Genomic DNA, 13,046 nt, shown 5'->3' with positions numbered 1-13,046 from the left:
GCAGCTTAATAAAAACAATTCTTAAATAAAAACTCCTCTTCACACAATACATCAGGTGCATAGGAGTCGTTATGATGCGTCTTATCCTAAAGGGATAGATTCCATTTGCTGCAACAACAAAGCCGCTTGAGTGCGTGTACGCACACCCAGCTTACGGAAGATAGCGGTTACATGGGCTTTGATGGTGGCTTCTGACACATGCAGCTCGTAGGCAATTTGCTTGTTGAGCAAGCCATCACACACCATCGTTAACACACGGAACTGCTGAGGCGTTAGGCTAGCCAACCCCGCAGTGACCGCCTTAGTTTCTTCGCTGAGTTTGGTATTTTCGGTCGCTTGGACAGGCCACCAGAGGTCACCATCTAACACCGCTCGAACCGCTTCTTGGATTGTAGTTAGGGAGCTGGATTTGGGGATAAAACCACTGGCCCCAAACTCACGAGCCCGTGCAATCACCGCAGGCTCCTCTTGGGCGGAAACCATTACCACCGGCATGTGCGGATATTGGCCTCGCAACAGTACCAACCCAGAAAACCCGTAAGCACCGGGCATATTTAAGTCCAGTAGAATCAAGTCCCAATCCACGCCTTCGCTGACTCGGCTTTCCAATTCAGCAATAGTCGCAGCCTCCACCAAATGTACATCAGAGCCCAACCCTAGCATTAAGGCTTGGTGCAGCGCGCCCCTGAACAAAGGATGGTCGTCGGCAATTAATATTTCGTAAGCAGCCATGGCAGATTCCTTTTTACTCCCAGCCCTTTTGCAGAGCCAACCAGACTGCCAGACTCATCCTATGAACTGGCCTGCCAAATGATTTAGACAAACACCCCACCGATGTTCGCCTACCTGTATCGGCGCAAGCATGCCGACCGCCATGGCTTAGAGTCAAGTCTGGGCTTTATATACTGAGCAGATTGCGCTCTAAGCAGACGCACGTCAGTATGGGCTTTTTCTCCAAAGAATGACCTTATGCGCCAGCCTGATATCGAAATTTATCTCAAACAAGCCGAGCTATCTGCTGTTACCCAGTGGTTAAGCCAGCGCCTTGGGCCACTTTCTGCTTGGACTGTTCAGGGTAAAACCCGCCGTTGCCATGCGGGCCAAATTCCCATTGTGTGGGTGGAGCAAGCTGTAGGCAAATGGCATTCCCTAGTGCTTGAGAGCGATGCTACACCTTGGGTTGATGATTTGAACTGTGCCCAAGAAGCCTTTCAAGCCCTTCAGATCGAAATCCGCTGTATGCCCTGTAGCTGGCAGGAGGATGAACAGGAAGAAGAGGCCGACCGCTGGCTGAGTATCGGCCCCCAAGGGGTACAAAACATTATCTGGCGTACCTAACCTTTAACGCCCTTAATCCAAAAATGTGGGCCTGACTCGCCGATGCCGCCACAGCCAAAATAAAGCACCTAAGGTCAACAGCAACGGCATTAAGGCAATATTGATGAACTTAAGACTGCGCCCTAAGGCTTCAATATCCGCGTTAAGATCGTAGCGCACCTCGCGTAGCTCCTTGCGAATGGCAAGCTTCTCTTGCAAGAACTGCTGAAGCGTGTGCTGCTGCTCAGGAGACATTTCAAGGGCTTGAGCATTGGCACCCTGCAACTCGACCAAACGTTGCTCGGTGGCCATTAAACGCTGCTGTAAGCGCTCTTCTTTCTCCCTAAACTGCTCCTCAGCGTCCCGCTGAATGGCCTCAACACGGGTGAAGGGGCGCGAGTAACGCCCACGGGAGCGCACACTGATCAAGGCATCACTGCCTGCTAGATTATCTAAGGCATTGATTACCAGAGAAGCATTATCCGCCCAAGGGGTTGGAATCGGCTGCCCAAAAAACTCTTGTACCTGTACCCACAGGCGATCGGCTAACAAATCCGTATCCGCCACCACGATCACATTAATGGAGTCCGCTGATTTAAGCCCCTCTACCCGGCCCTCAATGCCCTCAGGGAAGGCCGACTTCGCAGGCCCTTGCACACGAGCGGCTAAGGTATAGGCGGTACCGGATGCTTTTAAACCGCGCAACAGATCCCGTGGATTATTCAGATTGAGCAGACGTTGCGTATCCACCAACAGGGCCTCTTCTGAACTGCGCACCAGTGGCGTGAAACGCGTTGCTGCATCAGGCAAAGGTTCTAAAGCACCGATGGTGGCCACATTCAACATATCCAGCTCTGAACTGACGATATCTTGCTTATCCAAAGCGCGGGCTGGCAAAGACAGCAACACGGGGTGACGTACAGGGCGCTTTTGTCCATCCAAGTTCACTGAAATAGCATAGGCTGGATCAGCAACCACTCGGTCTGGAATCAAGCGCAATCCCCAAGCTTGAAACAGTGTCTCCAAATTAGAATGATGGATAGGCGGGGAATCCTCCTGTAGCGCGGCCAAATCCATGGAGGAATCTACCTCACTGTACGGATCGACAAATACCAACAGCTTGCCACCGCGCAACACAAACTGGTCGATGGCATAGCGCGTGGACTCTGACAGATCCTTAGGATGCACCAACATCAATACCGACACTTCGTCGGGAATCTGATTGGTAGCAGGTGGCAAGGCTTGCAGGCGGAACATCTGACGGACTTCTTCTAAAACCACCCAAGGGCCCGTTGGCTGCTGGGTGCGAAAGTCGAAACCGCCTTCCATCGGTAAACCAGACAAAATCCCCACCAAAGGCCGCTCTGTCTGAGCGAGGCTTTGGATTAAACGGCTGATTTCGTATTCTAAGAAGGCTTCTCGATCCTGCTGGAAGAAAGGAATAGCTTCCGTGGTATCCCCTTCCGAGGGGTGCCCCCCTACTAAGCCAAAATACAGATTATCGCCCATTTGCTGCATGGGAACGCCCTGTAAGCCTAGCTCAGCGGCGCGGTCTTCCTCCTCAGAAAAAGGCTTAGGATCAATGCGCTTTAAGGTGATTTTACCGGCGGAGCGATCTACATAGGTTTTCAGCATTTCTTCAACCCGACGGGCATAGTTACGCAATGCCGGTAAGTCACGCGCCAACTCGTCGGAAAAAAAGAACTGCAATTCGATGGGACGTTGCAGGTTATTCAGAATACGGATGGTGCCTTCAGACAGGGTATAAAGCTTTTGCTGAGTTAAATCCAAACGAGCTTGGCTAAACAACAGCCCGGACAGCAGGTTGAACACCAAAAAAGCTAAGGCAATTAACAGAAGGCCAATGCCGGAATAGAGCGTTCTTTTCAGCATGCAGACTTCCTCAAACCGCTTTTTTGAGATCAATAACAACCGCTGTTGCGGCCAACCAAGCGACGATTAAGCTCAGAAAGTACAGCACATCGCGCACATCAATAATGCCTTTACCCAAGGACGAAAAACGTACCGGAAAACTCAGCGAAGCCACCGCATCAATCAGCCATTGAGGGGCCCAATTAAAAGCATCCAACACCATTGGCAGGCCACTAACGATGAATAAAAAGCAGGCAGTTACCGTCAAAATAAAGGCAATCACTTGGTTTTTTGCTAAGGCCGACATACAGGAACCGATGGCTAAAAAAGCGCCCGCCAACAACCAGCTTCCCAAATAAGCCGCCACAATAATGCCGTTGTCCGGTTCGCCTAGATAGTTAACCGTGAGCACCATCGGGAAGGTCAGCAATAAGGACATGCCGGCAAACAGCCAAGCCGCTAGAAATTTTCCGGTTACCACTTCAAAACGAGTAATGGGTAAGGTCATAAGCAATTCGATGGAACCGGATTTACGCTCCTCAGCCCATAGGCGCATGGCTAAGGCTGGAATCAAAAACAGGTACAGCCAAGGGTGAAAATCAAAAAAAGCGCTTAAATCAGCCTGCCCACGCTCGTAAAATCCACCTAAATAGAAGGTAAACAGCCCAGACAGCACTAAAAAAATCAGGATAAAGATATAGGCCAGTGGCGTAGCAAAGTAGCTACCCAACTCGCGGCTTACGATAACGGGCAGTTGTCTCACAGGCTATCTCCACGCGTCAGGCTACGAAATACATCATCTAAACGCCCACGCTCTACATCCATTTCACGGATCTTCCAACCACGCTCGCTAACCAACGCACTGATTTGGGGATAAATTACAGCTCCCGGCTCTGCCAATAGCGTCAGGCTATGTTCTAAGGGATTTTGCTCAAGCCCCGATACGCCGGGCAGTGCTAATAAGGCCGCCTCGTCCAACGGAGTACCTGTAACCAGAGTAACCGCTTGGTGGTAGCGCGAACGGCTTTCCAGTTCTAAAGGCGTGCCATCGGCCACCAATTTCCCTTCACTGATAATCACTGCACGGGTACAAACCGCCGTGACCTCTTCCAGAATATGGGTCGAGATGATGACGATCTTATCCTTGGATAAACCTCGAATAAGCTGGCGCACTTGGTATTTTTGGTTCGGGTCTAAACCGTCGGTAGGCTCATCCAGAATCAGCACCTTGGGATCATGGATGATGGCTTGAGCCAAACCCACCCGCCGCCGAAAGCCTTTAGACAGGGTATCAATGCTCTGATCTAAAACAGGCTCTAGCTCCAAACGCTCAACCACTTCGTTCAGGCGTTGCTGACAAGCGGCTTTACGAAAGCCTCGGATTTCCGCAATGAAGGTTAGAAAACCCCGCACGCTCATGTCGCCATAACAGGGTGCCCCCTCAGCTAAATACCCCATCAGTTGCTGAACTTTTCGGGTTTGGGTGCGGATGTCATACCCCATGATGCGAGCAGTCCCCGAATCAGGCTCTAAAAAGCCGGTCAGCATCTTCATGGTGGTGGATTTACCCGCACCATTGGGGCCTAAAAAACCCAGCACTTCACCGGGTTGCACACTGAATGACAGGTCGTTGACCACCCGCCGTGTGGCAAACACCTTAGTCAAATTCATCAGTTCAATCATGCTTCTATCCATGTGCGGCTTGCTCTGCCGGAATACAAAATCGACAGACACTGAATGCGAGGCCTGACTATAAGGAGTCGTTATCCTTACTGGCAAGGTTGGTTTAAAAGCATTAGCCCAGTCTAAATGACAGAAATCATGACAGCAGCCTATGGGCTCAGGCATCATGCCGTCACTTCGATTCAGCCGCCCTTAGGGGCTTATTAACCCTAAATCTCGTTTTACAGTCTGGCGAGGGATTATGAATACACGCCATTTGCTGCCTTTATTGAGCATCAGTTTGTTACCCAGTTTAGCCTTGGCCCACGAGGGAGATCATTCGCATCTGGGCCTATTATCTGGCCTGTTGCACCCTTTTACAGGAATTGATCACTTATTAGCCATGCTGGCCATCGGTATTTGGGCTGCCTTACAAACGCGCACACTCAAACTGGCCATTCCTGCCAGCTTTTTAGGAGCTTTGCTGCTTGGCTTTTTAATGGGAGTTGCAGGCCTGAACCTGCCGATGGTGGAAACAGGAATCGGCCTTTCGGTTTTACTCCTCGGCGTGCTGATTGCCACCAGTGCCCTAAAATTACCCACGCTGGCCTGCTTGAGCCTAGCGGCGGGCTTTGCTCTGTTTCATGGCTATGCCCACGGCGCGGAAGCCACAGGCAGCCTATGGGCCTTTGCAGTGGGCTTTTTGGGCTCTAGCTTAGTATTGCATCTGGGCGGTGGTTTACTGGCTGCCGGTATTCGTCAGATCCCTCAGCTTACGCGTGCTTTAGGAGTTACTATCGCAACCAGTGGCGCAGTAATGCTGTTTTAACGCCCACCAAAGCTGGATACCTTGGATATCCAGCTTGTTTTCCCAAAAATCAGAACAGCTTAATGTTGTAACTTAGGGTTAGTCTGTTTTCATCACGATCTACCGTGCCGCTGTCATTCCCCCGCCAAGTACCATTACGCCAGTTAATACCCAGCCCTTTTAGTGTTCCCTCTTGAACCTCATAACCGAGGTTAATATCCCGTGCCCACTCTCTAGCATCGCTGCCTGCGGCATCAATATTATCACCTCGATAATATTTGGTACTGGCTTTAAGCCCTGGAATACCTAAAGCAGCGAAATCATAGGCATATCCGACCACCCAAGTACGCTCGCCCGCACTGGCAAATTTAGCACCCTGTATATTGGTGTTGGTAATTAAGTACAGCGTACGACCTGTGCTAGGTTGTAAGCTGGGAAAATCACTATGGCCCGTGATTTTTTGGTAGCCTGCGCTTAGGGCATGTCCCTTCAAACTGTAGGTAAAGAGCGCACTCCACAGCTTATTGTCCACCTCATAACGGTCGGAGGAGCCACTACCCCAGTAGCCGTTACTCCGATAACCCTCAGCCCGACCTGCTGCCGTTGAGTTTTTACCTGTGGAGTCACTGTCGAAGTAACGTAAATCCGTTGTTAAACGCCCTACGGGTAATTGCCATTGATGTAACAGCCCTAAAAAGTGTTGTTCGTAGAAGTTTTCTAACCGGCCATAGTAATACTGCAACTTAAGGTCTTTATTCAGGTTATAGTCAAAGCCACCATAATAAAAAGCATTACTGAATTGCCCTGTTTTTCTATTATTAGATCCGGGAATAGATAAACTATCGCTATGGGATGAGGTTCGCTCTGTGGAGTGCTCTAACTTACCTGCCGTAACCACAAACCTATCAAAATCTTTTGAACTAATTTGATAACCCTCAAAGGTCTGAGGTAATAAACGACCGTCATTATAAATAACGACGGGAAGTTTAGGTCTTAGCGTTCCCACATGCAGTTCTGTCTTGGAGTAGCGCATCTTTCCAGTTACACCGACTCGGCCAAAATCACGCACTGCTTTACCATTGCTCTCCAAAGGAAAGGAGCCCCCCGAAGCTGGAGTGCGGTCTATGCCGCTCTTACCATCCCGTCCGCCGCCGTCTAAACGCACACCATAAGTCCCTAATACATCCAATCCAAAGCCCACCACACCTTCGGTATAGCCTGATTTAAAATCCAACAAAAAGGCCTGTCCCCAGTCTTTTCTATTTACCGCTCCATCACGACCATCTTGGTTTAAATAAAAATTGCGTAATCCAAGCGTGGCCGTACTGTCTTCAATAAAATCGGCTCTCGCCGTATTAAAAGACAAAGGAGTTACTAGCTCCGCTAATACAAGCAAAGCACAGGCTTTTGATTTCATGGGTAAAGATGCTCTGGTATTTAATACATTAATAAAATTGAAATGAAGAAGCTCTATTTTAAAAATGTATAAATACGTCAGATAAAGACTCAATCAGTAATTTATATATTTACCATAGGTAAATAATAAATAATTGATCTATATACATAAATATATATAATTAATGGATTTATTTTTGGATGACCTCAGTAGGCCCAAGATCATCCATAGACTTAGCTTATTTTTTGGTATCGACTGAAGCCACTTGAGTCGCTTTTGCTGCCGACTTGCCCGAGGTCTTTTGCGCTGTTGCCTTAGCCTTTTTGGTCGGGGCTTTAGCAGTTTTAACGGCCGCGGTTTTAGCCGTTTTAGCAACCGCTTTAGGTGCCACAGCCGGAACCTGTGTGTTAGCCGCCGCTAACATACTGGGATAAGCCGCCTCATACTGAGCCATTAAAAAGTTTAGATTAGCTTTTGGGGTCAGCACCATTTCTACACGGCGGTTTTGAGAGCGACTCTCTTTAGAGGCATTAGCCGCCCGTGGCATACTAGACCCTAATCCCTTGACCTGTAGGCGATCTGGCCGCAGCCCACTCAAACGGAAAATAGCCCCAAACGAGCGGGCACGCTCCTGAGTTAAGCTATGGTTTACCTCCTCAGAGCCGGTATTATCGGCGTGCCCAAATACCATAATGCCAGTCTTCTTATCCGCCTCGACTAATTTGGCGATTTTAGTGATAGGCCCCAAAGCAGCCGGTACTAACATAGTAGGGCGATCAGGGTTGAAGCTGTAATCGGCCGGGGCCGTGACTACCAACAGATCATTGTGGCGTTGTACCTCAAAGCGGCTGCCTTTTAACTCCTCCCGCAGACGTGCTTCGTAATGAGCCATCCACTCAGGATCAACCTTGGGAACCTGTACATGGGCTATGGGGGCAACTTTAGCGCCTTGCTGACTGGGCTGAGCTGCTACGGGCTTACCCGTATCCAGAGTGTCTGGCTTTTCAATGGAGCTACAAGCCGATAGGAAAAAACACAACATCAAGGGCAAGGGGGCGCTTTTAAGCAACTTCATTCGCAAGGTCTCAATGGGGTTGGTTCAGCAGGCTGCTCGGCATACTCGCCTGCACAAAAATCAGTCGCATTCTGAGGCATCAAATTCCACTTGGCGAGTATGGCTAAAAGACAATTTATGAGTGCGCTTACAAATCACGCTAAGATTTGCCTAAATAGCTTATTGCTCACCCAATGCAATTTAGCCTAGACAACCTTTTACAATTCGCGCCAGTCGTTGTGCCCTTGGATCCATTAATACATAGGGGCCAAGGGTATTGGTCACAAAACCAAAGCTCAACTCTCGTTCAGGATCGGCAAAACCTAGACAGCCCCCCGCCCCCGGATGACCAAAACAATGCGGCCCCATACCAAAGGTGGCGTTTTCTATAGGCTGATCCAGCCAACAGCCCAAACCAAAGCGGGTACGAGCCAATAAAGTACGATCTTCGCCTTGGCTATGCTCACGAGTCATCTCAGATAGGAGTGCCGAATCCAACAACCGACCTTGCAGTAACCCCATGTAAAAACGGGCCAAACTACGGGCGTTACCATGACCATTAGCCGCCGGAAGCACCGCCCGCTGCCACTCTGGACTGTTCGCACTGTTCATCAAGCCAGGTGGATTATTAAACGACAGGGCCGTGAGTGAATGCGGATCAGACTGCACCGCCTTCATCAAAGCTTGGGCCGCTGCATCGCCAAAGTCATTGCGACCACGGGTTAAATGGGCTACGCGGGATAATTCGGACTCAGGCAAGCCTAAGTGGAAGTCTAACCCCAGAGGCTCGACCAAGCGCGTTTTTAGCACATCCCCCACACCGCGCCCTTCTACACGACGAATCAACTCCCCAACCCACCAGCCGTAGGTCATGGGCGCATAGCCTTGTTGGGTATTGGGAACCCACCAAGGCTGCTCCTGCTCCAAGGCGTGCGTCATGCTTGACCAATCGAACAAAGCCGCCGACGGTAAAGGCGCACGAATCGCGGATAGTCCCGCTCGATGGCACAGAAGCTGGCGTAGGGTGACAGACTCTTTGCCCCGATTAGCGGCTTCTGGCCACCAATGGCCGAGGGGTTTATCCAAATCTAAGTGCCCCTCAGCCACCAATTGCAAGGCAACGACGGCGGTAAAGGTTTTGGTGCAGGAAAACAGATTAACCAAGGTATCCGTGTGCCACTGCTGATCTTCAGTACGCCCCGCTTGCCCCGCCCAAAGATCTAATACCGTCTCGCCGCCAATCTGCACACACAGCGCAGCCCCACGCTGCTTTCCTCCGTCAAACAGCTCAGCAAACACCTCGCGAACTGGTTCAAATTGGAGATCAAAATAACCCTGCACCTGCATAATGAATCCTCAATACACTGAGCTTTAAGCCTATTTCACGCCATGCTTGGCCGGTGAATATTGATGCACGAGGGCTTCTTTAGCCGTTTTAGATAACTGCTTAATCGCACGCTCTCGCCGTAAAGCTTGCCCTTGATCTGAGCAGGCCTCCACATAAACCAACGCCTGAGCGGTACAGGTACGGAAAAACCGAGCACCTCGTCCACTTCGATGCTGTTCTAAACGTCGAATAGGGTCGGTGCTAATGCCACAATATAAAGCCCCCGTATTGGCGCGTATCAGATAGACAAACCACGGCTTGGCCTTATTTATTTCTTGTTCAGGAGTCACTCTATGCTGATCCAAATTTTCACTACCGGCGGCACCTTCGACAAAGTGTACTACGATGCCCTATCTGACTTTCAGATCGGGGAGCCGATGGTTCCAGCGCTGTTACAAGAAGCCCGCGTCCAATTTGAATATCAGTTGGAATCCCTGACTAAAAAAGACAGCTTAGAGCTTACGGATGCTGACCGCGCTTTGATTCAAGAGCGCGTTTCAAAAAGTGCCGCACGCCACATCCTGATCACCCACGGCACCGATACCATGACCACTACGGCGGCAGTTTTACAACACATCAAGGGCAAGGTAATTGTGTTAACCGGCGCGATGCAGCCTGCACGGATGCGGGATAGCGATGCGGCCTTCAACCTCGGTTTGGCGGTAGGAGCGCTGCAAACATTACCCGCAGGAGTCTACATCGCCATGAGCGGGCGAATTTTCGAGGCCAATCAGGTGCAAAAAAACCGAGCCGCCGGTTATTTTGAACCGATCACAGAATAGTCAAATCACAGGCATCTAATACCAGCAGCCTATTGACCGAATACAGGTAAACAATGAGGCAAAGGGACTTATCCGGGTCAATACTCAACTAAGCATATACACCGGCTGCGAAGAGGAAATACGCCATGACTGACTATAACGATAAAAAAAAACTCACCACCACAGCGGGCTGTCCGGTGGTGGATAACCAAAACGTCATGACCGCTGGGCCACGCGGCCCACAACTGCTACAGGACGTTTGGTTTTTAGAAAAACTCGCCCACTTTGACCGCGAAGTCATTCCCGAACGCCGCATGCACGCTAAGGGATCGGGCGCTTATGGCTGCTTTACCGTCACCCACGACATCACCCCATACACACGCGCCAAGATTTTCTCCGAGATTGGTAAAAAGACTGAGCTCTTTGTACGCTTCTCTACCGTAGCAGGCGAGCGTGGAGCCGCCGATGCGGAGCGGGATATTCGTGGCTTTGCCATCAAGTTCTACACCGAGGAAGGTAATTGGGACTTAGTCGGCAACAACACTCCGGTATTCTTCCTGCGCGATCCGCTCAAATTTCCCGACCTGAACCACGCGGTGAAGCGCGATCCAGCCACGAACCTACGCAGCGCCCGCAATAACTGGGATTTTTGGACTTCCCTGCCGGAAGCTTTACACCAAATCACCATTGTGATGAGTGATCGAGGTATTCCCGCTACCTACCGGCATATGCATGGTTTTGGCTCCCATACCTTTAGCTTCATTAATGCACACAACCAGCGCTATTGGGTGAAGTTTCACTTTAAAACCCAGCAAGGCATTAAAAACCTGAGCGATGCCGAAGCAGAGGCGGCCATAGGTAAATGCCGTGAAACCCATCAGCGCGACCTGTATGAAGCCATTGAAACCGGCAATTACCCTAAATGGACGCTGTGTGTACAAATCATGCCTGAAGCCGATGCGGCCAAGGTCCCTTACCATCCCTTTGACTTGACCAAAATCTGGCCACACAAAGACTACCCACTCATCGAAGTCGGTGTGTTAGAACTGAATCGAAATCCTGCTAACTACTTCGCTGAGGTAGAACAAGCCGCCTTTAACCCTGCCAATATTGTCCCCGGTATCGGCTTTTCTCCCGATAAAATGCTGCAAGGACGGCTGTTTTCCTACGGGGATGCCCAGCGTTATCGCTTGGGGGTAAATCACGGCCTAATACCCGTCAATGCACCCCGTTGCCCCGTTCACAGCTACCACCGTGATGGAGCCATGCGCGTCGATACTAACTACGGTGGCACTCTAGGCTATGAACCCAACAGCTACGGAGAATGGCGCGAGCAACCAGAGTTTAAGGAGCCCCCCTTGGGCTTAGAAGGCGCGGCCGATCATTGGAATTATCGGGAAGATGACGATGACTACTACAGCCAACCCGGGGCCCTATTCCGCTTAATGACACCCGAACAACGGCAAGTGCTGTTCGACAATACCGCTCGCTCTATGGGCGATATCCCAGAAGCCATTAAGCGACGACATATTGAGCACTGCACCCAAGCAGATCCTGCCTACGGTGCTGGAGTGGCTAAAGCTCTGGGTTTGGCTTAACCCCCCCGTGGCATACATCTTGATGTAACAACCCGTATCAGAAGCAGAGCGCTGACTCATACAGCGCTCTGCCTCTATCCCAATGCAATGGGATGAACATCGGTTTACCGGATTCTACATTCATTGCATATATCCGTAGCCGGTTGTTACCCAAGGAGTAGATATGGAACCTGCATACATTAATGAGTTGGCACTATTGGCTCGGCTTAATCGTAAGCTAACCCCACGCGATATGCAGATTAAGCGCTGCCCAGAGGACAGTTCCCGCTACCCTCAACTAGGCCGTTTCTACCATATCGCTACGCCTACGGGAGAAGTATTAACGGCTCATGTAGATATTGAGGATATGGCCCGGAAAGTCGGGGCACTTAGAGATTGGGAGTATTTGGAGCGCTGAAAGAGGCAACGGGGCGGGGCGGGAGCTTCGGTTCATCCCCGCAGGTGCGGGGAACGCTAGAGAAATATAACCAAGGCTCAAATTCGAGCCGGTTCATCCCCGCGGCTGCGGGGAACGCTCATAGTTGTTGACGTATCTCGTGGTTCTGGTAGGTTCATCCCCGCGGCTGCGGGGAACGCAGGGTTTAATGTTTTTGAAGCATACTTATAAACGGTTCATCCCCGCGGCTGCGGGGAACGCGTCGGTGTATCCGATGGCGATACCCTCACCTGCGGTTCATCCCCGCGGCTGCGGGGAACGCCCCATTCCCGCATGCGTTCAGCGGGTGATTGACGGTTCATCCCCGCGGCTGCGGGGAACGCCGCATAGGCTTGGTGCCGATGTGTATGTGGCGCGGTTCATCCCCGCGGCTGCGGGGAACGCAGTTATCAAAGCTGGCGATGATTATCGAATCACGGTTCATCCCCGCGGCTGCGGGGAACGCGGTTCGTGCAAAGCTGGACAGTCGCTCCAGCGCGGTTCATCCCCGCGGCTGCGGGGAACGCAGTTATCAAAGCTGGCGATGATTATCGAATCACGGTTCATCCCCGCGGCTGCGGGGAACGCGGTTCGTGCAAAGCTGGACAGTCGCTCCAGCGCGGTTCATCCCCGCGGCTGCGGGGAACGCTGCTGGCAAGGTAAATTCCCACAGCGCTCCACCGGTTCATCCCCGCGGCTGCGGGGAACGCAAGGCCGGTGTGTTTGTGGATGCCGCGCCATTCGGTTCATCCCCGCGGCTGCGGGGAACACTGCGT

Annotated in this window: 13 protein-coding genes and 1 CRISPR repeat array; of the genes, 5 read left to right on the top strand and 8 right to left on the bottom strand. The window is 51.1% G+C overall.

Annotated features, from left to right (window positions below; translation table 11 throughout):
- Positions 1-81 precede the first annotated feature (81 nt).
- Complete coding sequence (erdR, locus tag LX59_RS12115) at positions 82-732, bottom strand: response regulator transcription factor ErdR (protein ID WP_144572159.1); 651 nt, start codon at positions 730-732, stop codon at positions 82-84.
- A 237-nt stretch (positions 733-969) separates the two neighbouring features.
- On the opposite strand from erdR, the gene LX59_RS12110 reads away from it, so the two are divergent.
- On the top strand, positions 970-1,338 hold the full coding sequence (locus tag LX59_RS12110) for a hypothetical protein (RefSeq protein ID WP_144572157.1): 369 nt from the start codon (positions 970-972) through the stop codon (positions 1,336-1,338).
- A gap of 12 nt (positions 1,339-1,350) precedes the next feature.
- Here LX59_RS12110 and LX59_RS12105 read toward each other — a convergent pair whose 3' ends face one another.
- The 3 genes from LX59_RS12105 to LX59_RS12095 are packed head-to-tail and all read right to left on the bottom strand — an operon-like array spanning position 1,351 to position 4,872.
- A complete protein-coding gene (locus LX59_RS12105; protein ID WP_144572240.1) occupies positions 1,351-3,207 on the bottom strand; it encodes a GldG family protein in 1,857 nt (618 codons plus the stop codon).
- 13 nt (positions 3,208-3,220) lie between these two features.
- Positions 3,221-3,952 (bottom strand): ABC transporter permease subunit, encoded by a 732-nt coding sequence (locus tag LX59_RS12100; protein WP_144572155.1) that lies wholly within the window; start codon positions 3,950-3,952, stop codon positions 3,221-3,223.
- Positions 3,949-4,872 (bottom strand): ABC transporter ATP-binding protein, encoded by a 924-nt coding sequence (locus LX59_RS12095; protein WP_144572153.1) that lies wholly within the window; start codon positions 4,870-4,872, stop codon positions 3,949-3,951. The genes LX59_RS12100 and LX59_RS12095 overlap by 4 nt, the downstream gene beginning before the upstream one ends.
- Before the next feature lie 241 nt (positions 4,873-5,113).
- Here LX59_RS12095 and LX59_RS12090 point away from each other — a divergent pair, with 241 nt between their 5' ends.
- Entirely contained in the window at positions 5,114-5,680 is a 567-nt protein-coding gene (locus LX59_RS12090) for a HupE/UreJ family protein (RefSeq protein ID WP_144572151.1), read from the top strand.
- Positions 5,681-5,729: 49 nt separating this feature from the next.
- Here LX59_RS12090 and LX59_RS12085 read toward each other — a convergent pair whose 3' ends face one another.
- The 4 genes from LX59_RS12085 to LX59_RS12070 form a co-directional block, all read right to left on the bottom strand.
- Positions 5,730-7,076, bottom strand: a complete 1,347-nt coding sequence (locus tag LX59_RS12085) for an OprD family porin (protein ID WP_144572149.1) — start codon at positions 7,074-7,076, stop codon at positions 5,730-5,732.
- A gap of 217 nt (positions 7,077-7,293) precedes the next feature.
- On the bottom strand, positions 7,294-8,130 hold the full coding sequence (locus LX59_RS12080; protein ID WP_144572148.1) for an OmpA family protein: 837 nt from the start codon (positions 8,128-8,130) through the stop codon (positions 7,294-7,296).
- A 180-nt stretch (positions 8,131-8,310) separates the two neighbouring features.
- A complete protein-coding gene (locus LX59_RS12075; protein WP_144572146.1) occupies positions 8,311-9,456 on the bottom strand; it encodes a serine hydrolase domain-containing protein in 1,146 nt (381 codons plus the stop codon).
- 30 nt (positions 9,457-9,486) lie between these two features.
- Entirely contained in the window at positions 9,487-9,786 is a 300-nt protein-coding gene (locus LX59_RS12070) for a GIY-YIG nuclease family protein (protein ID WP_246118751.1), read from the bottom strand.
- A 3-nt stretch (positions 9,787-9,789) separates the two neighbouring features.
- Between LX59_RS12070 and LX59_RS12065 the strand changes: the two genes are divergently transcribed.
- From LX59_RS12065 to LX59_RS12055, 3 genes are all read left to right on the top strand, one after another.
- Positions 9,790-10,278 (top strand): asparaginase domain-containing protein, encoded by a 489-nt coding sequence (locus LX59_RS12065; protein ID WP_144572144.1) that lies wholly within the window; start codon positions 9,790-9,792, stop codon positions 10,276-10,278.
- Between the two features lie 125 nt (positions 10,279-10,403).
- Positions 10,404-11,855 carry a catalase gene (locus LX59_RS12060; protein ID WP_144572142.1) on the top strand — a complete coding sequence of 484 codons (1,452 nt, stop codon included), beginning with the start codon at positions 10,404-10,406 and terminating at the stop codon, positions 11,853-11,855.
- Positions 11,856-12,018: 163 nt separating this feature from the next.
- Positions 12,019-12,252, top strand: coding sequence for a hypothetical protein (locus LX59_RS12055; protein ID WP_144572140.1), 234 nt, complete (start codon positions 12,019-12,021; stop codon positions 12,250-12,252).
- Between the two features lie 28 nt (positions 12,253-12,280).
- Positions 12,281-13,041: direct repeats of the CRISPR family, unit length 29 nt; unit sequence CGGTTCATCCCCGCGGCTGCGGGGAACGC.
- Positions 13,042-13,046: the final 5 nt, after the last annotated feature.

Source organism: Azomonas agilis (assembly GCF_007830255.1).
Classification (GTDB): Bacteria; Pseudomonadota; Gammaproteobacteria; order Pseudomonadales; family Pseudomonadaceae; genus Azomonas; species Azomonas agilis.
Note: the sequence above shows the minus strand (reverse complement) of the source record. Positions and strands in the feature narration are given on the sequence as shown.